The sequence below is a fragment of the Vibrio gazogenes genome (assembly GCF_002196515.1).
Lineage (GTDB): Bacteria > Pseudomonadota > Gammaproteobacteria > Enterobacterales > Vibrionaceae > Vibrio > Vibrio gazogenes_A.
Genome location: NZ_CP018836.1, coordinates 67,348 through 90,310 on the forward strand (window position 1 = coordinate 67,348; position 22,963 = coordinate 90,310).

Genomic DNA, 22,963 nt, shown 5'->3' on the forward strand with positions numbered 1-22,963 from the left:
ATATTTTTCTTTTTACGTCAGTGAATGAAGGAAATGATGAAAAGAATCATACTATGTGCTCTGTGTTGCTTCAGCTCGGCAAGCTGGGCAACGATAGGGATTACGGAAAAAACCGGTCAAGATCTTGAAAGACAGAGAACGATTGAGGCGAGGATTTTTTATCCAACAGCGATGACGGAACCAGAAAGCGTCTTTGCAGAAAATGTTGCTTTCTATGGATTTAAAGCGGTCAAAAATGCACCGCCAACGGGGCAGAAGCTACCTCTGTTTATTCTCGTTCACGGTACGTCAGGGAATTGGAAAAACTTATCATGGCTGGGGAGCTATCTGGCTGAGAACGGTGCTTTCGTTGTGTCAGCGAACCATCCGGGGTATACCACGGGGCAAGCGACGCCTGAGCGTATCTTGAGAATGTGGGAGCAACCGCGCGATGTCTCTTTCCTGATTGATCAAGTCCTTTCAAGTGATTACGCGAACCATATAGATAAAGATAATATAACCGTCATCGGCTACTCGCTTGGTGGCTATACTGCACTGGCATTAGCCGGGGCCAAATTCAATATTTCTGGGTATCAGACCTATTGTCATCAACACAGCGATGACTCTTGCAAGTATTACGGTAATGCGTTCGATGGCCTTTCTCAACAGGATCACCAGATGATCGCTGGTGACTACAGGGATGCACGTGTCACAAAAGCAATTGCCATCGCACCGGGCTATGTTCCTGCCATATTGCCGCAATCATTAGAGACGTTATCGGCTAAAACTATAATTGTCGGTGGAGAACTGGATAAGACCATTCCGCCGAAGTTACAAATTTTGCCTTATATAACGACTCACCAGAGCCAGCTTACTTACAAAACAATTAAAGGTGCATCACATTTCAGTTTCATGCAAAACTGTAAGCCTCAGGCTGTGAAAATACTGGCAGAGGAAGGGGCGGCTTTTGTGTGCCAAGACACTGCTGATGTCGACAGGAAATCGATTCATCAAGCACTGCTTGAAATTGTCAGTGGACAGAAATTAAAAATATAACCACTTGTAGGAGGCAATGACGTATCACGTTATCCTCCTTTATTCCCATCATTGTGATATGAGAATACTATAAAATAAATTTTTTATAATCTATATACATAAGTCATTTGAATGATTCATCAATTTATCCTCGTCAATGGTGTATTTATAAAATATTTACCTCGTTGTTTTTAATATTATATTTTTTCACCATTTTACCAAAAGCTCTTCTCTCTTTTCCACAGAGTTTTGCGGCTTGCGTAACATTGCCATCACAGACATAAAGTATTCTAGAAACAAATTTTGCTTCAAAGGTTTCTATCGCTGCCCTTTTCGCATCTGAAAAGTTCAAAAGCTCATCGGCATTATTTTCCATCAGTGGTAATGTGAAGGTCATTGTGTCATTTAACGAGGGATGAGGTTCTGTGATTGTTGGCGGCGTATCTTTAATAAATTTTTTGTCTGAACTTTGTATATCAATTAATTCATCTTTTGATAATAAATAGTGTCGATGAATACAATTTTCTAATTCTCTGATGTTACCAGGCCATGACTGGCTGGTGAGGTAGGCCATTGAATCTGCCGTGACAGAGGTTCTGTTGAGTAGATATTGGCAATTGAGCTTATCTATAAAGTGTTTAACAAGTAATGGTATATCTGACTTCCTCTCTCTCAGCGGAGGAATTGAGATGGATAAAATAAATATTCTGAAGTACAGATCCTGACGGAAAAGTCCCTCTTTTATCTTTTCCTCAAGGTTTGAATTGGTTGCGACAATAAAGCGGACATTGACCTTGAGCGTCTCGTTCGAACCGATAGGTCTATATTCAGACTCTTGTAGCACTCTTAACAGAGAAGCTTGAGATTTCAAAGACAAACTGTCAATTTCATCGAGAAATATCGTACCGCCATTCGCTGATGATAGGAGCCCTTCTTTATCATTTTTGGCATCGGTAAATGCGCCTTTTTTATAGCCGAAGAGTTCACTGATGAATAATTCATCTGTAAAGGTCGAGCAGTTAATCGCGATAAATGGCTTCCTCGATAAGCAGCCACTGTAATGTAATCCTCTGGCAACCAGTTCCTTACCGGTCCCTGTTTCTCCAGAAATTAATAGCGTCGCTGTATAGTTAGATAGGGATTTAATGTTTTCTTTTAGGTCTAGAATACTGGCCGATTGACCAATGATGTTTTTTTCAATGATGTTCACCTTTCCACTCCCTGTATGATATCAATGAATTTTAAATTGTTATTCTATTTGATGGATAAAGCAATATGTATACCAATTGTTTCTTATCCTTTTTGTCTATCTATAAGGCATTTTGTGGGTCATTGCTAACCCAGTTGGGTTATTTTTATTAATTTATAAAAATATTTATATGTATTTAATTTACCCATTAGCGGGTTTTATTTAATGCAGTTGGGTATTTGAAGCCTGAGTCATGGTTTATTAAATAAATATTTTGTATTAAAAACAGTAAATTATAGATTGTAATTTTGTGGCATCTATATTGCTTATTTCTGTTCAGTTAAATCAAAGGGCCATACCTTATGGAGAATAATTATAGCTGTAAAAGTGATGTTGCCGTTTTAATTAATGACTATCTAAAACAACATCCAGATAGTGAAGATACTATTTTAGGAATAAGAGATTGGTGGGTTAAACAACAACTATTAGATGACTCAATAGTTGCTGTTGATAATGCTCTAAAGTTTTTGGAAAAAGAGGGCAAAGTCATATCGACCATTAGAAATAACCAAGTTTATTTTCGCTTAGCGAAAAGTAATTAAAACATTTCATGTGAGATGTTCCACAAATTTAATGGAGATTGAATTTTGGAAAGCAATCAGAAGAAACTATCCAGAATTAGAAAACCTCGAGTGCACATTACTTATGATGTGGAAATAGGAGATGCAATCGTTCAACGCGAGCTGCCATTGATTGTCGGGGTGTTATCTGATCTGTCTGGGTCCCCGAAAGAGGCGCTACCTCCTCTTAAAGAGAGGGAGTTTGTCGAAATAGACCGCGATAACTTTAACGATGTGATGGCTGGGAGTGGTGTTCGACTCGCTTATAAAGTTGACAATTTAGTCAATGATGAAGGTGAAAAACTCAATCTAGAACTCTTTTTCAATCGAATTGAAGATTTTGAGCCCATTAATTTAGTGAAACAAATTGTGCCAACCAATGCGATTTATGAATCCAGAAACCGTATTCGTGATATGACCGCAAAGTTGGATGGCAATGACCCTCTCGATGCGATTCTGACAGAAATTCTCGCAGATGAAGAGAAGCAAACGGAACTGACGGATTTGTTTGCTGAGGGAACGGATTGGCGAGCTGTTACGCCGACGGATACCGTCAGTAGAATGCTCGCGGAAGGGCGAATGGCTTTGGATGAAGGCCAGATTCCCTATTCATTAGAATTAATTGGTGAATTTGCTCAGTCGATTTTAAAAAATCGCGCAACGCTGACCGGACGCTTTGCCAGTGATCTCATGACGGACAAAATCGCGCAGATTGACAGCAATCTAACCAACCAAATCAACCAAGTGATGCATGCCCCAGAGTTTCAAGCCTTAGAAGCGACATGGCGTGGTTTGCACTTCTTTGTCATGAATACAGAAACGGGCGCGACACTTAAAATTCGCTTACTGAACGTATCGAAAAAAGATCTGCTTAAAGATTTGCAAAAAGCCGTTGAGTTTGACCAAAGTGCCTTATTCAAGAAAGTTTATGAGGAAGAGTTTGGTACCTACGGGGGCGACCCGTACTCATTCTTAATTGGGGATTATGAATTTGGTCGTCACCCGGAAGATATTGAACTCCTTGAAAAAATTTCGGGTGTCGCCTCTTCGGCCCATGCGCCGTTTATATCTTCAGCCTACGCTAAACTGTTTGATATGGAAGATTTCTTTACGCTTGCACAGCCCAGAGATCTGACCAAAATCTTCGAGAGCGCTGAATTAATTAAATGGCGAAGCTTTCGCAGTAGCGAAGATGCACGTTATGTGTCACTGACGTTGCCTAAAGTCTTACTACGCCTACCTTACGGCCCCGAAACGGTTGTAGCAGAGGGCTTTGATTTTGTAGAAGATGTGGATGGTTCCGATGCACGTAAATATTTGTGGGGTAACCCCGCGTATGTGCTCGGTCAGAGAATCACCAATGCGTTTTCTCAATACGGTTGGCTGGCGGCTATTCGTGGTGTTGAAGGCGGCGGATTAGTCGAAGGATTACCCGCACATACGTTTAAAACGCCAGCGGGTGACATCAAACTGACTTGCCCCACTCAAGTTTCCATCACCGATCGCCGTGAGAAAGAGCTCAATGATCTGGGATTTATGGCCATTTTGCATTGCAAAGGCAGTGATAAAGCCGCTTTCTTTGGTGGGCAAACCACCGGGCAGCCCCTCAAATACAACACCGATTCAGCTAACGCCAACGCACGTATTTCTACCATGCTTCCCTATGTGCTCAATGCGTCCCGCTTTGCCCACTACATCAAAGTGATTATGCGTGACAAAGTGGGGAGTTTTGCAACTAAAGATGGTATCTCCGATTACCTCAATAATTGGATTAGCAATTATGTGTTGGTCGATGATGCTGCCCCGCAAACCATGAAAGCCAGCTATCCCTTGAGAGAATCCCGTATTGATGTGATGGATATACCGGGTAAACCGGGCAGTTATCGTTCGATCGTCTTTTTGCGACCGCATTTTCAGTTGGAAGAATTGACCGCCTCGATTCGTTTGGTAGCAGAGTTACCTTAATGAAGCTAGTTTGATAATGACCTTTTAAGAGATAAAACGATTATGGACTTAATATTATTACAATTTGGTTCGACTGGTATTGCGTCAGGTGAACTCAATCCTGATGGTACGAGAATTGGTACGATGATTGATGGGGAAGCAGGGCCTAATTGGCAAGCAATGACAGCAAATGTTGGGGGCGCTTTATTTGATGGTAAAAAGTGCATTGAACTGGTTTCTGTGAGTCAAGGTATTCAACAACAGGTCACCACCGATGTAAGCAATAACTCTCGTACATCGGGGCGGCCGGTGATTACCGATTTTACCTGCGTTAAATATACTGATGAATCCTCACCAAGGATGTATGACCACTGTCTGCGCGCCAAACTTCTTGATGATGTCGGTAAAAGTGAACCGCCTACAATGATTTGGATACTGCGTAATTCAGGAGATCAGCTGAATATCATCATGCGGTTTGAATTAAGAGCTGCCTTGATTAGTGAAATTCACTTTCAATCCCACCCCAATGATATGCCCACTGAGCAATTCAAATTGAATTTTACTGAAATTGGCTGGTTCCACCAAGTCCAGGGGGCTGCAATAGGTAATAAGGGAACCACAGGTGCCGCCTGGAGTATTGGACAAAACCGCCCGATAGCCAAAATAACTAATGGTAGTTAATTTTGACGAAGGCTTTTTTTGAGAAATTAACATCACCGGGGGAGAGCATCACAACACGAGATTCTGTTATTCGTAATGTCGAACATATTTTGTGCTTTGGCGCGTTCCTTGACGCGGGCGTGGATGCTGATACTGATGCGTTGAGTGATGACCACAACGGGCCTTGGTCCGTTGTGGACGTATCGTTAAGTCATGAGCAGCAAATTATTCAGTTTCAACAGCATTTGGCTCAACTGATTAATCTTCATGAGCCGAGAATCAAAGAAGTGCAGGTAATGGCTATCAAATCCAGAGCGGAAGTCTCCTATTGTCAGCTGAAAATCTGTCTTTATAACGAAGAGTTCGAGCAAAATTTTGTCTTTCATTAGTCGCGACTGAGTCAGGTTGTAAAGCACGACCGAGCACATAAAAGGGTTACTTTGACATGTCACAGAACCACCATTTTTTTCAACAAGAAATGCGCTATCTGAGGACGTCTGTAGAAGATTTTAGCCGCACCTATCCTGAGGTCGCGGCTGAACTTCAGTTGAGTGCTGGCCGATCGGCAGACCCTCATGTGGAGCAGTTGTTGCAGTCGTTTGCTTATATGACCGGGCGTTTACGTTCGGATTTAGTCCAGCAACAAAGTCAAATACCCAACCAATTGCTGAGCAGCCTTTATCCGAATCTGATGCGGTCACTGCCTTGTATGACGGTATTACAAGCGAATGTTGAAATTGATGGTGCCAATTTTATTAATGGTTATGTGCTTGAAAAAGGACGTCAATTTGTCGCGACAGCCAGTCGCACCGGTGCAAATGGTGAGAAAGACACACTCGAGTGTCGATTTGAAAACAGTTATGAGACCCCATTATGGCCGTTAATCGCTGAAAAGACCGATATTATTCCGAAAAATTCATTTGCTGAACTGGACCAACTCGGAACGAAATCGGGGCAGCTTTTAAAATCGATTCTTTCGATTAAAGTCAGCAATCTGGGCACGGATCCGATCAAAGATTACCCTATTGACCGTTTACGTTTTTACATTGCGGATGTTGAGCAACGAGCAAAACTGTATCAACTGTTAAATGATCATTTGCTGGGGGTGGCCGTTCGTGTGGGCGATAAAATTACTCGTTTGGATGGGCCGAGCAAGCCGTTATCAGCCATTTTGCAATGGCAAGGGTTTGAAGAACAGCAAAATGTACTGCCAGATGATGCCGGAAGTTTACGCGCTTATCGCCTACTCCAGGAATATTTTTCTTTTATTGAGAAATTTTATTTTCTTGATATCAAGGGCTTGGACGCGTGTGACATCTTGAGTGAAGCGCATGACAATATCGAGATCCTGTTGTTACTGGAGCAATCGTCGAAAAGCATTCATCTTCATCCCCACTGCTTCAAGTTAAATTGTTTTCCTGCGATTAATTTGTATGAAAAAACATTTAAGCCCATTGCCTTGATTCAGAGCCAGCATGAATATCGGCTATTAGCCGATGAACGGCATTATCTGTATGGCGAAGTCCACAATATTACCGACGTGAGAAGTATTGCTTATAACAGCCAAAGCCGCCTAGTTAGCCCATGGCTAGGTGCAAATGCCCAAAGTAGCGCTCAGCAATTTTATATTACGCGTCCGGTGGATTTATTAGCGCCCGGAGAGCATGGGCTGGATATTTTAATTTCTCTCTATCAACCGGATTTTTCTCCTAGCGACCCGGTGGATCAAACGCTTGTCGTCAAAGGATTGTGTAATAACCGCCGTATTCCTGAGTCGTTGAGAGCAGGTCAGACCATGCAGCTGGTCGGGTCGGGGCCAATGATCAATGCGAGTATCCAAGATAGCCCCAGTAAATTCAGAGCGGCCAAGTTGCAGAGCAAGAATACGCTGAAACTATTGTCTCAACTGTCATTAAACCTGAGTTCACTGAGTGGAAAGGAAGACAGTCTGGTCGCTTTGAAGCAAACGTTGGGCTTATATAGCCATGCCAGTTCTATGACGCATCAACGTCAATTAGCGGGAATTGACTCGATGAACGTGCAAGCCATTACCAAGCGGATTGGCGCGGATTCATGGCGGGGTCACTGCCGTGGAAGTCTGATTACATTGGCCATTAACGAAGACTATTTTTCGGATTCTAATCCATTACTGTTCGGTGCTGTATTGAGTTACTTCTTTGGTTTATATACGACGTTAAATCATTTTGTTCAATTGCAACTGGTCAGTGATCAACGAGAAGGAGTGTGGCGACAATGGCAACCACGCATTGGCGAAAAGGTTATTCTGTAAACCAATTATTTCACGAAGCTGGGGTGACTTGGTCATTCTATCAATTGGTGCGCTTATTCATTGGTAGCGGCGTAACAGAAGACGAGATCTTAGAAGAATTAGGGCGAAAAGTTTTCTTTACCGGCTCGCTTTCTCGTAGCTTGCCACCCGGAGAAATTCGCCGAGTCTCATCGTCAAAGCAAGCCCTGATGTCTGAGCATGACGTAGACCATGCAGAAAAACACATGATTGAGTGCGCCTACTACAATATTTATGGTTTGGACGGACCGCTGCCTGAGCCATTCTCTGAAATGATGATCGATGATCTGCATGATGGTCAGGGGGCGATGAAGGCATTGATTAATATTTTTAATCATCGTATTCATGCCCTTCGCTACCTCATTCAGGCGCAGCATAGTTATACCTTGGCAAGCAGTGATGCCAGCCATAGTTATATCGGTCAATGTTTATTGGCGTTAAGTGGTCATTCGCTTCCTCAACAGCGCCGTTTGAGTGGGCAACATCCCAGCGATTTGATTGCACTTTCTGGTCATTTAGCCAATTGTCGTCTCAATTTCCCGACCATCTGCCGGGTCATGCAGACGGTACTGAATTTACCCGTGATTGAACTGCAAAGTCTGCTTGGTCGTTGGCTGACGGTCCAGAAACAAGACCAGACATTGTTAGGTAAATCGAATCACCGCTTAGGGGGTGAAGCGACATTAGGTAAAAAAGTTTGGGATCAGCAGGCTGCATTTGGTTTAGTGGTGGGTCCGGTCAGTCATCGCCGTCTTGCCCAGCTTGTCCCCGGTGGTGAGGATTTTCCAAAACTGAAACAGTTGGTCGCTTGGCTCGCTGAAAAGCGTTGCGATTGTTTCATGACGATAGTGTGCCAGCCCGAAGAGAAGCACGAGGAAAACGCAACCCATTTAGGCAACCGGCCGAGCATGACCAATCGTTTGGGCTATGGGGCTGCATTACAAAGTGCGGTTCCCCAAACGAAACGCATCAGTTTCATGTTGAATATCGTGTAGGGGGATGTCATGAGAAAAAATGCTATTGGTCCGGTTTTGCTGATATTCCTTCTGACAGCGTCAGGATGTGGTGTCACAAAGTACATTCCATTCTATCCCGAGCAGAATAATGAGATAGCGTCTATTTCTGTCCAGTCAGATGTGCACAGTAACCAAAATATTCCGGTATCCATGGACATTCTGTTTGTTTATCAAGACAGTTTAGAAGAAGGCTTAAAACATCTGACAGGCTCAGCATGGTTTAAAAACAAAGCCGCGTTTTTACTACGCTATCAACATGCTCTGGACATCGTTCATCTGGAAGTTGTGCCACAAACGGCACCGCAAAAAGTGCCATTGCCCGACAATTATCAAGCCGCAATTCATGTGATTCTATTTGCGAACTATCTCGATCCAAAAGGTCAATATCAGGCGGATTTGAGTCAGTTTAAACATTTGGACATTCGGTTACGCAAAGATCGCTATACATTAAAGGAACAAAGCGAATGACTATCTTAAGTCCCTTGCCACAACCCGTATGTTGGTTTGAAGGTATGATGCTTTCTCCTCAGCATTTCCAACAAAATCATATCTACTGGGAGCGGCAGCTTGAATTTTTAACCCAATCTCTCCAGCCCTATCAATGGGGCATTTTGTCGATGCGAGTCGATGAAAGTCGGTTGCTGGAAGGCGTTGTCGAAGTCACCGCTTTGCGAGCAATCATGCCGGATGGATTATTGATTGATTACGATGGTTTGACGACCGAACCGGCCGCGCTTCGATTGGCCTTGGATCTCAACGACTATCCGGAACTGGCAGAAGTCGGCAAAGCAAAGATTATGTTAACGGTGCCGATTCGGGTGCCGGGCAGTGCCAGTCACAGCTCGGATATTCAGCGTTTTGTCGCCACACAGAGTGAACCTGTGAAAGATGATAATACCGGTGAGGGCAGCGCCGAAGTGCAACGTTTACAACCCTGTATGGCTCTCCAAATCGGCGGCAAAGTGCGTCAGCAATACGTGTCGCTTCCGCTCTTAGAAGTCAGAAAAACCGAGGGTGACCAGTTCGAAGTCACCGAATATTCTCCCCCGCTGCTGCAAATCGGCGCAGACCATTTTTTACACCAGCAAGAACAAGGGCTTGAGCGCCGACCGCTACAGAACCGCCTACAAAAAGGGGCTTTTCTGATCCGTAAAAAAGCGCGTCAATTAGCGGGCTTTGCCGAGAAAGGCGATGAACAGTTTGGTAACCGAGTCACTGAGCAACACCGCCATTGGATTCGCGCGATGGTCCAGCATTTGCCGGAATTTGAGTTATTATCGGACAATGAAAAAAGTGCACCGTGGTCGGTATACCAAGTGTTGGCGCGCGTGGTTGGCACCTTGTGTGAGCTAGATATGAGCGCTATCCCGCCCAAATTACCGCGGTATAGCCATGACGACTGCCAAAGTGGTATCGACGTTGCGCTCAACTATATTATTTCGCAACTTGATAAAGTGAATTTACGTTATACCAGCTTACCTTTTGAAGAAGGGCAGGATGGTGTCTTCTCGATTGCTTTTGATAAAGCATGGAGTGGCCAAGATCTTTTGATTGAATTGCAGGCGAGAGACAATCAAATTCCTGCTGAGATGGCGGAATGGCTGGCGGATTGTCGTATTGCGTCGGCACGCATTCATAAAGAATTATCGATAAAACGCGTGTTGGGTGCAAAATCTGAAGCGACAGAATTCGATGAAGCAACGGGGATCAGACAGTCGTCCGGCAATGCCCTGTTTTATATCAAAGTGGATGAACGCTTTATCAAAGCCGGGCAATCATTAGTCATTGCGTGTACCAATGGCAAAATTAAGTCCATGCAACCCAAGCGTATTATTTTGCATCTGCCGCATCAAACCAATATTGCTTTGGATGAAGGAGATTGATCGTGCCTCAGTCCTCACTGAATCTGGTCGAGCTCACCACTGAGTTTTATCAAAAAATCGCCACCGTCAAAAACTGGATACAAGACGAACAGTTATTGGTGGAAGCCAAGCTCATTTTAAAGTTACAAGAGCAGCCAACACATGAAGATGCCGCCCATGCAATGAGTCTGTTTTTGAGTCAATGGTTGAATCAGCAACGCCAATATTGGACAACTAAGCTCAGTGAGCGGCAGGCCATTATTTTTGATCAAGCATGTTTTGCTTTGGCCGCCATGGCGGATGAAATCTTCATACTGGAGCTAGATTGGATCGGGCAGGCGTATTGGAGCAATGTCTTACTAGAAGATTATTTCTATCAGAGTTGCTCCGCTGGCGGGACGTTGTATCGTCAATTCGATCGGTTATTGCAAGGTTCCAAGCATGATAGTTTTGAAATTCAGCTCGCCTCGGTCTATCTGCTTGTGCTGCGGCTGGGGTTTGCCGGGCAGTATCGTGATGACCCTATTTTAGAGCAGTATCGAGACAAGCTCTTTAAGCTGGTTTCCCGCCATCAGGCGATATCGGTCGATTACTTACAACCACAAGCCTATCAACACAACTTAAAGTCCCAATATGAGCAACGTTTAGCACCCATCGGGAACTGGTATCGTGGTATTGCCTACGGCACGACGCTCTTTCTCACTGTTGGTGTGGTGGCTTGGTTGCTATTGAATCAAGAGTTGTTCTCATGAGTGATATTCCAACGCGAATCCAAAACGCGATCAACCAAACCCAGCCGTTCTTCAGGCAATTGGATTATCTGGTCGATACCTTATCCAGCCTGTATCAGCAGTTGATGGTGCGTTTATCACCATTGATCGAACACTTCAGGCCGATCTGGCAAGACCCACTTTGGCAGATGGTTGGGCTTATTGTTGCGATTATTTTCGCCATTGTCTTGGTCATTTTTGGGGTGAAATATCTCAAACGAGTGGTGATGTGGACCACACGGGTATTGGTTGGCAGTTGTCGTTGGATTTATCGAACCCTACTGTGGCCATGGCGAAAAATAGGGCAAGGGTGGCAGCAGCGTAAAGCCAAGCGGGCGTCCACCGGTACGATTCGTCGTCGACGGCGTCATATTCATGCCAATCGCGCCGCGAATGCGATTAAATTTTTGATCACGCGCCGAGAGTGGCGTTACCACTTACCTTGGACGCTTCTGATCGGCGAAGACAGTGATAATCGTGCGGCGTTGATTCAATCGGTAAAAACCGGCCGCCGTGCCAATCTATTACCACAAGAGAAACGCATGTTGGGGCAGCGGAGTGGGTGGCACTTTTATGATCATGGCGTGGTGATTGAAACTTGTGGCGACGAGCTCTCTGAGACCTTAAATCAACTGCATTGGTTCAGGCCTGAACGCGCTTTAGACAATATCACGCTGGTTATTTCTGCAAAAAGCCTGCTCAATGATCCGCAACCCGGTGCGTTGGATGCACTCGGCGAACGAGTGTTTCAGCAACTGTGGCAGGTACAAAAAACATCGGGTTTCGTGTTACCTGTTTATGTTTTTATTTCTGATTGTGACCAAGTGGCTGGGTTTGAAGCCTTTTGGCAAGCACAGCCAGATACGCAGCGCCAGCAGATGGTCGGTTGGTCGAATCCTTACCGTTTAGAGCGAGCGTTCAATCTTGTATGGATCAGAGAAGCGTTTGTCAGCACGTTAGAGGCTTTGCAGAATGCCCAACTGCGTGTTGCGTCCAGCGGTGGTGCGTTATCTGAAATCGATGACTTTATGTTATTTGTGAACCGCTTTGCCAAACTGGAAATGCCACTCACTGAAGTCATAAAATCGGCGTTTACACGCAGTGGATTACAAGAGTCTCCGCCATTGAGAGGGGTCTATTTCTGTGGTCAATATGATCAGCGGACAGCGTTTGTCGAAGATGCTTTTCATCAGAAAATTTTTGCTGAGCGTCACCTTGCATCGATGGTAGAAAAACGCCGCTTTTCTACCAACCAACTGTTACGCCGCTTTCAAATCGGCACACTGGTAGCTGCGGTGGTGATGACCGGCTGGCTTGGCATCGACATTGTTCGATTTTACCAATGGAACCAATATGTGCGCGGTACTTATCAACAGTTGAGCCAATTAGCACCGGATGACAGTGCTACCGGGGCCAATACCTATCAATTATTGATTGGCTTAAATCATATCAGTCAACGTAACCTGTCTCTCATGATCCCGCTTTCTTGGTTTGATTGGCAAGAAATAGATAAAGAGCGTCTGGTGGCGCAAAATCTCATCCAAAAAACCCTGTTGGTCGGGCTGGATGCACGCTTAAAACTGCGGGCCAAACAACTGTCGCTGTTGATGAGTGAGGAGGATCTCGCGCAAACCAGTTATCCGGTATTAATGCAGACAATGCAGGTGTTTCAAAAGCAACTGTTAGGTTTTGTGCAGAACCAGAACTATTTAGCGTTGTTAGCGAGCCCGAAGGCCAGCACGCAAGGCGTGTCAGAAAAGCTGACGTCGTTACTGAATTATCTTTATGATAATCCCGTGCCCACAGGTATCGATTTAAACGACCAACTGATAGTGGGGGCGGTGCGCCGCGCGAACTATGCAGAGCCTTGGATCGTTGAAAACCGACCGCTGGTTTCGACATCACTGATCATGAGGTATCTGGACGATCTCACCCATCATCTGCATGATGCGCTGATAAAATACGCCCAACAACTGCCGATTGCCGCGGTGCAGCGTTTTAATAACACCCTACAACCAGTGTCGGAACAGAATAAGATGCCACCGGCGCAGATTATCCCGGCCAGTCAAGCGTTTCAGCGCTGGCTCAATACCACCAAAAAAGATTGGCTGACCACATCGGTAAACAGTAGCCCCTGTTCTGTTTTAGAGCACCAATTTGATGCAATCCGGCAGGCTTTGCTACCTCATGGTTTCTATAACAGCCAAGATTTAGCGCGCATGCAGGCCCGTTTTTCTCCTGAGCGTTGTGACCAAGCCGTGAGACAAGCTCTGGTCAGTGTCACCGCCTCTCCATTTGGTTCATTGTTTCAGTTTGATCAGCGCGGTTTATTGAGTGAATCGTCAGACTTAACCGCGATGCTCAAAAGCTTGAATACCATTACAAAAATTGGCTTTGTCCGTGAGGGATTTCCGCCCTTCATTGACTCTTCAGAGCCGATCATTTTATGGCAACCCGCCCCCTTACAAAAGTTAATTTCCGCCTTAGCCGACTACCAGAACTATTTAACGCAACCTGGTCACACTTCGCTATTCGTTGGGGCTTTACAAAATCGGTTACAACAGGCAACGCAACGTTTATTAAGTAACGCCATGATTCATCCCTCGCAACAAGTGGGCCCACCAGCGGCGGTGCTCGATATCGTGTCTTATCGGGAAAAGCGCCTCCACAATGCGGTCAAAAGTTTTACTCAGGTGCAAGGGCTACTGATTCAAATCGACAGCCTACTCAAGCAGCAAGGTGACTATGCCAGTGTGCAATGGCTGAATCAGCAGATTCAGAAATTCATCTTTCAGCAGCTAAAAATAGCCGATCAACTGGTGAGAGACTATCACCTCTATCAGCCGCTTAACGCGCCTCAATGGCAGCAATCAACGTTGAGTCAAGCGCTGTTTGATATAAGCAGTGGCAAATCGCTGAAAGCCTACTTAACCAATCAACGTCAGCGTCTCAGCTATCTGGCCTATAATCAGACGCAGCCCTTAATCATCTACTTACAAAATACGCAGACCGGGCTGAGTAACGAGCGGGTACAACGTTGGCTGGCGACATTACAGAACCTGAGAGATTTTGAGCGTGGCGAGCCCAATAACATGCCGTTATTACTTGATAAACTGATCGGCAAAAAATTCAAACAGGCGGCCGTCTCCGAGTGCTCGTCTTTGGATCTGATGCGCGAATTGTCAGGAGAAGACGGTTGGTTTGCGATTCGTCATGACCAAATTATTCGCCAGGTAGCGATGCATTGCAGTAGCTCGGAGCAAAGCTTAGCTATCGCACGGTATGTCGATATTGCCGAGCAGTTCAATCAAGACGTTGCGGGTAAATTCCCGTTTGCTGATTCACCTGTCGCCGGCGGCGGTGATGTGGGGCTAAAAGCATTGCATCGTTACCTCGAACGTTATCGCCAAGACAGCCAAGGCTTATTCGCGCTGCTGACTCAAGAGCGGCAAAAAGATCACCAAATCCCGCAATCATGGATTCATTTTATCCAACAGATGGACGCCATCAGTGCGTTCATGCAGCAAGCGTGGGATGACAAAACCAAAACATGGCGCGTGGCACTGAAGGTGACGTTTAACGCCCCCAACCAACAAGGCCAGGGTAATAATCAAGTGATTCAGTGGACGCTGAGCGATGATAAACATGTGGCGGGCTTTCCCAATGGCGATGATCAACTGACATGGCAACCTGGTCAGCCCTTGTCTTTGTCATTACGGTGGGCAGAAGGGTCGGCTTACCGTCCTCAGGACATGGCTGGTCAGGCCGCCGCGCATAAACCAAGGATTGATCCGCAGGAACGTACCGCGACCTTTATCAGCCAAGGCAAATGGGGCTTATTCCAATGGCTACGCCGCTATGACAGCGATGAAATGCACGCTGCTCATGGTGCTCGTTTGCTGTCATTTTATGTCCCAGTTGGCTTGAAGGACGAGTCAGGCAACACCAAACCGTTGAGCAGTCCGACCTATATTAGTCGCTCGAACATACTGTTGCAGGCACAAGTGGCGGATGAAACAGGGCAGTGGCACACCGTCGCTTTTCCCGATTCATTCCCGACTTATGCGCCCAAATTTAAATGATGAGGCAAGATAGAGAGCATCCATATGACGCACATAGTCAACCCACATCCTTCCTCTACGGAAGCATACATCGCCAGCCACTTTGGCATGACCCTGGATGAATTATTAGCCCCCATTGGTGAGCATGGTGTGGGGGAATCCGTTCGCCATAATGGGGTTTACTTTACCATTAAAGAAGCACGGCAAAACGATGACCCCACACTGCCCATGGGCGTGTGGACCCACGATCTGAAAGTCGCCGACTGGGCGTTAGTTAAAACCACCGCCATACAGGCGCTTGCCAATAAAAGTAAAGATTTGCAGCTTGGCATTTGGCTCTTTGAGGCGAATCTTCACTTGGAAGGATTGGCCGGGATTGCCCCGGCTGCCTTTTTATTGCAGCAGTTGTGTATGCAATATTGGGACACAATGTACCCTGAAATGCTTGATGATGATGTGGAATTTCGCACTAACCCGCTGAGTTGGATCAACAACAAATTAACCCTGGTCGTGCAAAGTTTTCCATTAACTTGCGCTGAGCTTGATGGCGAGGAGCTGAGCTGGAACGATTGGCAAAATGCGCAACACTACGAAAAGCTGCAACGGCAGAATAAGTTAAAAACACCCTGGCAAGGTGCAACGACCCAAGATTTTAAGCAGCGCTTAGCCGCGACCGCCAGTGACTTTTTGCAAGAACAACTCGCTCACGTGGTGTCTGCTCAGCAAGCCATGACTGCATTTGTGGATTGGTTGGATGAGATGCTGGCAGCGCAAAGCCCAACATTTAGTGATTTTGTCGGATGTTTAGCGCAAATAGAGACACTCTGGCATCAAGAATTACAGCGCCGGGGCCTTTATTTTTCATCCTCAGACGATGAGGCCGCAGGCGCTTCACTGGACCCAAGTGGCGATGCTGCGCATGGGGAAGGTGATGGTGGCGGTGGCAATGATGGGCAAGGCGGCTCTTCCTCTGGGGCCATTCGTACCCGCGAAGACGCGTTTGCCGCATTGCTACGTGCCGCCGATTTTTTAAGACGCGATGACCCGCACTCTATTGTGCCTTATCTGGTCTATACCGCTTGTGATTGGGGCAATATGAGCGCGCCCGAGCTATACCAAGAAATATTTCTAAGAAGAAGCGGGCAAATTAATGTGTTCGATATGATGGGGATCGAGCCTGAGTGATCTCGCAATGGCCCCGGTATCCACGATTAGGTTCATGAGCTTACGATTGGGATGTGTAATGACCCACTTGGCCCCTGTTTTTAGGGTTTTAATCCACCCACGCCAATCAATAAAGAATGGGTGAAATAATTTAAGTTAATGTTTTTAAATGTATTTTTTGTTTTTTGAAAAGTTGGCAATGTAATTGCTATCTACAGTATAAACAGTGTGAACAGCGTTCTCGTTTTCCACGAAATGTTCATCAGGAAACGACAACAAACCGATTTAAAGGGATAGATCATGGCAGAAGATATCGCATTTAAAATTCAATTGGGCTTAGTGTTGCCAAAGTTAGAAGAACAGCTTGCTTCCTCACTTACCAGCATTATCGAAGAAGTGATGGCGCATTTAAAAAAAGGCACCTTAGCTGAGGAAGAAGGACCAACGACGGAAGATGTCAAAGACCTCATTCTCAAAGATTTAGAAATCTTCTTAGATAACGCGATCCTTCCAGCGATTGCTGCAAAGAACCAACCCGCGGAAGTGGCCGAGGCGACCGATGCTGAACCGTCACTAGAAGAAGCCGCAGCAGAGGCCTAAACTGAGTAAATTCGATGGTATTGATATGCCGAATAAATGCAACGAAAAGTTGGCCGATAGCAGATGAATCATCTTGCGCCATCGCCAACCCTCGAACAGATGATCAAAGATGAGAATCTGGCGTTGGCCTACCAATGGTTATGCCAAGCCAGAAAAGATAGCCATCATAATCATGATGTGTGGCATCTGCGCTTTCACTGGGCGAGCATCAAAAGCGAACTCCAGCAGCAATTGCGTGCAGGTGAGTATCGGTTTGAGCCATGCCGAACTATACAAGTGGGCGGAGAGAGCGTAGGGGTTTGGTGCGCGCGGGATGCGCTGGTTCTAAAAGCATTAACCCTGGTCTTAACGGATCAATTGGCCCCGCGGTTAAGTGATGATTGCTATCACCTCGCGGGCCGTGGTGGCGCCAAAGGCTGTGTCCGTCAGGTCAAGGGAGCCGTCGATGGTTATCACTTTGTGTGCCGGTCCGATGTGGATTCGTACTATGCCACCATTGACCACCAAGTGCTGTTGGATTTATTGGCCGAGCGTATTGGTGATGGCCGTGTGTTGGCGCTTATAGAGCAAATGCTAACCCGCTTAGACAATGTGAATGGCAGCCTACACCACGTGGACAAGGGTATTAGCAAGGGCAACCCACTTTCGCCGCTGCTTGGGGTTTTATATTTGGATTCGATGGACAAAGTGTTAGGCGAGTATTGCCAGCAGCATCAATTGAAATACTACCGATACATGGACGATTGGCTGGTGTTGTGTAAAACCCGTCATCAACTGCGGCACGTGGTGCGGCTAATGAATGAGTGTCTGGATGCGGTCAAACAAACCAAGCATCCCTTCAAAACTTATATCGGCAGAATAAAAGAAACGGGCTTCGATTTCTTAGGTTATCGAATTACACCCTCGTCGGAACAAACAGTGACGCTGGCGTGGACAACCATCGCCAACCACATTGGCAAACTCAAGCAGCTTTATGAGCAAGGTGCAGCAGCAATACGCATCGCTGAGTATGTAAAACGTTGGTTGCAATGGGCACGAAGCGGGGTAGAGATAGATTTACAGCTCGTTCTCGACGTGATTAAAACAAGTCGGCTTGGGAGCGAGTTAGTAAAGAAAGGGTTTTGGGGGTAGATAGTTTTTGATCTGACCTCGAATCTGTGACTTATGTATCTAGATCCCTAATATCGACAGTAGGGATGACATGACTTGAACACCAAATAGAGGTTATTGAATATGCCAGGTAATAAAAGATACGAGGAAGACCTGATGCACAGAAGGAGCTGGAGTGCACACGAACATGAACGAAGAGCTAAGGGAGCGGAGAGGGTGCAATATTATGCCGAAGCAAGAGACGAGTGGCAGGCAGCAAACACGTCCAGAAGAGCAGCCGCGAAACATGCTCAAAATGCGGAACGGCAAGGAATGGCGCCCAGCGCGCTAAACCACGAGGGCGCTATCAACTACACACAACGACGGTCGAACAAAAACGCGCAACTGGCTATAGAAAAAAAGGCCGAAAGGGGTAGAAGACGCTAAAACCACACCAAAAAAAGTGCAAGTGTGACAAGAAAATAACGCTTAGCAAAAAACGAAAGGAAAGGCACAAATAGCCCCAACACATCAGAATACTATCGACGGACAGACCACGACTGATAACGCATTCCCAACCAACCAGAGTGAGGAGAAAAACCCGTTGACAAGTCGACGAAAACCCAACTAAAAGGGGAACGCTATCAGCCAACATCGAACATACTGAATGCACAAACCGATACAAGGTGCAGGCGCCCCGAGCTGAATGAGACGAAAGAGCGCACTACTAAGGAGGGCAGAACCTACACTAAGGAGGCTTAACGAATGGCACGAGCCCCAAACGACATGTAACTAATTGATCGAGACTGGTAACAATCAAGCAAAAGAAAAAAGCATAAAAATTGCTACGGACTAATCCAACAGAAGAACACGAAAGCCTAATAATCACAAAATCATGCATTTGCGATGAGGCGACACTCGAGTAGCGAGCCATATTTTGAGATGTGCTTTACTGAAACATTATGATGAATGCGAATTTGTTAAATATTACAACTGGATTCAATATCAATATGTAAGCACAAAAGAAAAAACCTTTCTAAAGAGTGGGATGCCGGGGGAGCTAACATTAACCCTGCTAGAGCCTCATCATATTGATTCGTATCGGTGGGCTTATACCAAACAAAGAGACGCAAATAAAAGTGTCGCGACCCTGTGTAACTTACCTAAGTTTCATAATGACGATGAGTGGCGAAACTGGTTACACACCTGTCGCCGCTATCCAAACCATTATCTCTATGCGGTTATCCATCAAGAATGGGGCTTTATTGGATCGGTTTGTTTAGAAGTCTTTAACGGCACGGGATTTTTCTATTACTGGCTAGGGGAAGATTTCCAAGGCTACGGTTTTGGGCCACAAGCGGTGACCATTTTGCTAAAAATGGGTGAACAGCAGAAAGGAATGCGCTGTTGTTATGCCAAAGTGTATGACCACAACTTACCTTCGCAAAAAGCCCTGACCAAAATTGGTTTTACAGCATTGCCTATCCAAGTTTCCTCTGCGGATAACAACGAAAAGTGGTATTACTTTGGCCCAGATAAAACAGAGCGACAATGGCGTAATGAGTTACGAAAACTGATCGCCGATATGGGCTCTGACTACCAGATAGTCGCCACCAAAGAGGATCTATTGCGTGTATAGTGTCGCCTCAGATTTTACCCGATCAATGACGCTGATGCCGTGGGTAAGGAATCACCCAGTCGCCGATCATTTAACCCATGAGCATTGACTGAAACACAATGAGAAATCATGCAACCATTTGTTTTGTAAGGTTTTATATGATTGGCACTCTTTCTGCAATACCTTAAGCAAAGCATTTTTAATGGGTATAACTGAGTGTGGTGCGGATGAGCGAGAATGATTTGCCTTTAGACTATATGGCATTGCAGGGAGGACGACAATTTAACACGTCCCTGTCGTTTTCTGTTGATGTGGGTCATGACGCCAAGACGTTGAATGCCAATTACCTTCGCTTAGTCTCCCTACAAGGGCAGGAGCAGGTTTCCGAACCTTATCAATTTACCCTGGTGTTACGGGGCAATGCACTGACTGATGTCGGAAAACCAAATCAGGGAACTCATTCTGACTTTGGTGACATACCGGAGTCGGATAAATCAGGCAAGCCTCTTCCCCATATTCAAGGGGTGGCAGCCAGTCTGCTGGGGCAATGGGCACAGGCAAAATTAGGTTACACCAGTGATTTTGCATCGAATGAGACACCACCAGGGTATACTCAGTACGGTGCCAACCAACCCCTTGCCTCACGTTATTTTAATGGCATTGTCAGTTCGGTTAGTTTAAGCGCGCCAGGAGAATATACGGTGGCATTGGCATCACCACTTTTTCCGTTGACGCTTAGAAATAAGTATCACGTGTTTAAAGGCTTGTCGATTCAAGGTGTGATTGGCGAATTGCTAAAACCTGAACTGTCCCGCTATGGACAGCGCTTTCACGTAGACTATCGCATCACGGGGTTATCGGCTTCTCGTGTACAAGATTGGCTGCAAGCGGGGGAAACGGATTTTGCCATGTTACAACGGCTGATGAAAAAAGCAGCCATTCACTTCTACTTTATTCATGCCGACGCGGGTTTGACGTTGGTGTTTTCTAATCAGCCATCGCGTGCGCAAGATGTAACCATCCCGGGGGCTGTGGATGGACAAGTGTCCTTACGCTACAGCTACACGGATAGTCAAGGGTTGGGTCTGCAACAGGCGGACTTGTTTTGCAACCTTAGCTATCAAACGCAACTTACCACCCAAGGCGTGCAGAGTGTGTTAACACATCAACAAGCCAACTGGGAAACCAATGCGGTGGCCGAGTACACCAGTTATCCGGTAGTTGACGACACAGATCATTCTGATTTTCATTTCTATAAGACCTTTGCCTACGGTGTGAACAAAGATGAATCCGAGGAAAGCTTAGCCTATATTGATCAACAGCTCGCTTGCCAGCAAACCACATTGACAGGGGATGCAACCTGCTATTTTTTGAGCCCCGGATACGCATTTACCTTGAGTCAGCAGGCGATTCACCCGAGCAATGCCTCGACATTGAACCCAAGTGGCTCCCTTATTGGCAAAGGCCTAGAGGGCAAGGACCAACGTTATACCGCAGATAATCTCATGCCTGCTCAGTTTGATGGCGCGGTATTTGTAGTAACCAAAATTACTCACAAAGCCTCCGAGCACAGCCCCTACACTGGATCCGTTGAGGCAACACCATTACCCACGGGGACACAAGACGTATCAACAGAGGTACTGATTACACCTTTTACAATACAAGACACCCATCAAGGGAGTGTGTTAGCGACGGTAATAGAAAGTGCGGTACCGAAAAGCAGTTATTTTTTAGAAAAAAGCGATTTTTCTACGGAGCTTTCCGCAACTCAATTTGGTTTAAATCAATCGGGCTCAAGTATTGAAAGAAATAAACAGATCGGCTGTGTGGTGCAGTTTGCAACGGATGTCGATACGGATATCACTCATTGGATCGCCCTTTCGGATGGTTCACAAACCGCGCCTGCGGTGGGCTCAATGGTGATGATCGGAAGAGGGGATAATGAAAGCGAAATTCCTCAGATCCAACAGGTATTATCTTCTCACGGGCAGAAAACGATCCAGCCTCGTTTATGGCGCAACAACAGCTGGACCTTTAATACCAATTGGGGCAGCAGCTGTAACACCAGCTATGGGGATAGCCTCAATATTCATTTTGGCAGTGAAGCCACGCCCGATCTAAAAACCGCCATGACTGTGGTGCAGACCGCCTATGGGAATCCAACGGTGTTGGGCGCGAAATTTGGCGGAGCGAGTTACGATCAAGGCTGTTCATTCAGTTATTCCACCACCAGCAATGGCGCGAAGGGGTTAGCCAATGCCAGCGTGTCCCAAGGCAGCCATTTTAGCGAAAGCCATAGCGAGCAGGATTACAGCGTGAGCTACAACAACTGCCGCCAGAGTTATTCACAATCCAATAAAAGCGTCAATATCTCCTATCAGGGCCCGTTTACCGATTCAGTTGATGAAAATAACCTGAGCTTTATTAATGGGAGAGTTCCTAATCAAAGAATTATTGATATCTGTAATGGATTGCCTGATGGCTCAAGTTATAACGAGAGCCATGTCGTTGGGACCAGCACCTCGATCAGTACATTTGAAGGCATAAAATCAGATACCTCAACGGTTCTTGGTGATTGCACGTCGGTGAGCACGTTTGGTGGAATTAAATCTGATACCAGTACTGTGACGGGAGCGTGTAATTCCAATAGCACCTTTATGGGCATAAAAGCTGATATCAGTGTGGTAAGCGGATTATGTACGACGATGAATACTATGCTAGCTGGAAATATAACGAGTAACGTTACAACTGGTGATAGTACGACGACGAATACAATTACAGGAGCTCAGACGACAACGAATACAATTAGTGGTACCCAGATAACGAATGACACGATTTCCGGTGATACAACGCACAATACCAAGTATGAAGGTCTTGTGACAGTCAGTGAGGATACTGCGGGAGTATATACTCATAATAAAACACGGGGTGGAGTGAAGGTAGATAATGAAGAGGCATCTGCTGGGACCAAGAGTATAGAGTATACACTCTCTCTTTCTCTCGTTACCGTAAATATCACGGTCGATGCCGTTTTATCCATCATGTAAC

Annotated in this window: 17 protein-coding genes; 16 read left to right on the top strand and 1 reads right to left on the bottom strand. The window is 45.8% G+C overall.

Translation table 11 applies throughout. From position 1 onward, the window contains the following. The first annotated feature begins 33 nt into the window (after positions 1–33). Positions 34–1,035, top strand: a complete 1,002-nt coding sequence (locus BSQ33_RS16040; protein WP_157721417.1) for an alpha/beta hydrolase family protein — start codon at positions 34–36, stop codon at positions 1,033–1,035. 145 nt (positions 1,036–1,180) lie between these two features. Here BSQ33_RS16040 and BSQ33_RS16045 read toward each other — a convergent pair whose 3' ends face one another. Further along, positions 1,181–2,224: a sigma-54 interaction domain-containing protein gene (locus BSQ33_RS16045; RefSeq protein ID WP_088134641.1), complete on the bottom strand. Its 1,044-nt coding sequence runs from the start codon at positions 2,222–2,224 to the stop codon at positions 1,181–1,183. A gap of 341 nt (positions 2,225–2,565) precedes the next feature. Between BSQ33_RS16045 and BSQ33_RS16050 the strand changes: the two genes are divergently transcribed. The 15 genes from BSQ33_RS16050 to BSQ33_RS16125 all read left to right on the top strand — a co-directional run bounded on the left by BSQ33_RS16050 (position 2,566) and on the right by BSQ33_RS16125 (position 22,962). Then, complete coding sequence (locus BSQ33_RS16050) at positions 2,566–2,805, top strand: hypothetical protein (RefSeq protein WP_021019110.1); 240 nt, start codon at positions 2,566–2,568, stop codon at positions 2,803–2,805. A gap of 45 nt (positions 2,806–2,850) precedes the next feature. After that, on the top strand, positions 2,851–4,788 hold the full coding sequence (gene tssC, locus BSQ33_RS16055; RefSeq protein WP_088134642.1) for a type VI secretion system contractile sheath large subunit: 1,938 nt from the start codon (positions 2,851–2,853) through the stop codon (positions 4,786–4,788). 42 nt (positions 4,789–4,830) lie between these two features. Continuing rightward, entirely contained in the window at positions 4,831–5,448 is a 618-nt protein-coding gene (locus BSQ33_RS16060; RefSeq protein WP_088134643.1) for a type VI secretion system tube protein Hcp, read from the top strand. A gap of 2 nt (positions 5,449–5,450) precedes the next feature. Then, a complete protein-coding gene (locus BSQ33_RS16065; protein WP_088134644.1) occupies positions 5,451–5,816 on the top strand; it encodes a hypothetical protein in 366 nt (121 codons plus the stop codon). 56 nt (positions 5,817–5,872) lie between these two features. Then, the gene (tssF, locus tag BSQ33_RS16070; RefSeq protein ID WP_088134645.1) at positions 5,873–7,717 is read left to right on the top strand and encodes a type VI secretion system baseplate subunit TssF; all 1,845 of its coding nucleotides are present in this window, start codon (positions 5,873–5,875) and stop codon (positions 7,715–7,717) included. Further along, positions 7,681–8,730: a type VI secretion system baseplate subunit TssG gene (tssG, locus tag BSQ33_RS16075; RefSeq protein ID WP_088134646.1), complete on the top strand. Its 1,050-nt coding sequence runs from the start codon at positions 7,681–7,683 to the stop codon at positions 8,728–8,730. The genes tssF and tssG overlap by 37 nt, the downstream gene beginning before the upstream one ends. A 9-nt stretch (positions 8,731–8,739) precedes the next feature. Further along, positions 8,740–9,219 carry a hypothetical protein gene (locus tag BSQ33_RS16080; protein ID WP_088134647.1) on the top strand — a complete coding sequence of 160 codons (480 nt, stop codon included), beginning with the start codon at positions 8,740–8,742 and terminating at the stop codon, positions 9,217–9,219. After that, a complete protein-coding gene (gene tssK / locus BSQ33_RS16085) occupies positions 9,216–10,634 on the top strand; it encodes a type VI secretion system baseplate subunit TssK (RefSeq protein WP_088134648.1) in 1,419 nt (472 codons plus the stop codon). The genes BSQ33_RS16080 and tssK overlap by 4 nt, the downstream gene beginning before the upstream one ends. Positions 10,635–10,636: 2 nt before the next feature. Beyond that, positions 10,637–11,365 carry a DotU family type IV/VI secretion system protein gene (locus BSQ33_RS16090; RefSeq protein WP_157721418.1) on the top strand — a complete coding sequence of 243 codons (729 nt, stop codon included), beginning with the start codon at positions 10,637–10,639 and terminating at the stop codon, positions 11,363–11,365. Further along, positions 11,362–15,465, top strand: coding sequence for a type VI secretion system protein (locus BSQ33_RS16095; RefSeq protein ID WP_088134650.1), 4,104 nt, complete (start codon positions 11,362–11,364; stop codon positions 15,463–15,465). The genes BSQ33_RS16090 and BSQ33_RS16095 overlap by 4 nt, the downstream gene beginning before the upstream one ends. A 24-nt stretch (positions 15,466–15,489) precedes the next feature. Continuing rightward, positions 15,490–16,629 (top strand): type VI secretion system protein TssA, encoded by a 1,140-nt coding sequence (gene tssA, locus BSQ33_RS16100; protein WP_088134651.1) that lies wholly within the window; start codon positions 15,490–15,492, stop codon positions 16,627–16,629. Between the two features lie 279 nt (positions 16,630–16,908). After that, positions 16,909–17,208 (top strand): hypothetical protein, encoded by a 300-nt coding sequence (locus BSQ33_RS16105; RefSeq protein WP_088134652.1) that lies wholly within the window; start codon positions 16,909–16,911, stop codon positions 17,206–17,208. Positions 17,209–17,271: 63 nt separating this feature from the next. Then, positions 17,272–18,339, top strand: a complete 1,068-nt coding sequence (locus BSQ33_RS16110) for a reverse transcriptase/maturase family protein (RefSeq protein WP_088134653.1) — start codon at positions 17,272–17,274, stop codon at positions 18,337–18,339. A gap of 1,006 nt (positions 18,340–19,345) precedes the next feature. Further along, entirely contained in the window at positions 19,346–19,936 is a 591-nt protein-coding gene (locus BSQ33_RS16120; RefSeq protein WP_088134655.1) for a GNAT family N-acetyltransferase, read from the top strand. Between the two features lie 206 nt (positions 19,937–20,142). Next, entirely contained in the window at positions 20,143–22,962 is a 2,820-nt protein-coding gene (locus BSQ33_RS16125; RefSeq protein ID WP_088134656.1) for a contractile injection system protein, VgrG/Pvc8 family, read from the top strand. Position 22,963: the final 1 nt, after the last annotated feature.

Bases quoted from the DNA above. Each gene is read 5' to 3' on its own strand.
- BSQ33_RS16080 (WP_088134647.1), top strand. From the start codon at position 8,740: ATGAGAAAAAATGCTATTGGTCCGGTTTTGCTGATATTCCTTCTGACA.
- BSQ33_RS16105 (WP_088134652.1), top strand. From the start codon at position 16,909: ATGGCAGAAGATATCGCATTTAAAATTCAATTGGGCTTAGTGTTGCCA.
- tssF (WP_088134645.1), top strand. From the start codon at position 5,873: ATGTCACAGAACCACCATTTTTTTCAACAAGAAATGCGCTATCTGAGG.
- BSQ33_RS16125 (WP_088134656.1), top strand. From the start codon at position 20,143: ATGAGCGAGAATGATTTGCCTTTAGACTATATGGCATTGCAGGGAGGA.
- BSQ33_RS16095 (WP_088134650.1), top strand. From the start codon at position 11,362: ATGAGTGATATTCCAACGCGAATCCAAAACGCGATCAACCAAACCCAG.
- BSQ33_RS16060 (WP_088134643.1), top strand. From the start codon at position 4,831: ATGGACTTAATATTATTACAATTTGGTTCGACTGGTATTGCGTCAGGT.
- tssG (WP_088134646.1), top strand. From the start codon at position 7,681: ATGGCAACCACGCATTGGCGAAAAGGTTATTCTGTAAACCAATTATTT.
- BSQ33_RS16110 (WP_088134653.1), top strand. From the start codon at position 17,272: ATGAATCATCTTGCGCCATCGCCAACCCTCGAACAGATGATCAAAGAT.
- BSQ33_RS16050 (WP_021019110.1), top strand. From the start codon at position 2,566: ATGGAGAATAATTATAGCTGTAAAAGTGATGTTGCCGTTTTAATTAAT.
- BSQ33_RS16120 (WP_088134655.1), top strand. From the start codon at position 19,346: ATGCCGGGGGAGCTAACATTAACCCTGCTAGAGCCTCATCATATTGAT.
- BSQ33_RS16040 (WP_157721417.1), top strand. From the start codon at position 34: ATGATGAAAAGAATCATACTATGTGCTCTGTGTTGCTTCAGCTCGGCA.
- tssK (WP_088134648.1), top strand. From the start codon at position 9,216: ATGACTATCTTAAGTCCCTTGCCACAACCCGTATGTTGGTTTGAAGGT.
- tssA (WP_088134651.1), top strand. From the start codon at position 15,490: ATGACGCACATAGTCAACCCACATCCTTCCTCTACGGAAGCATACATC.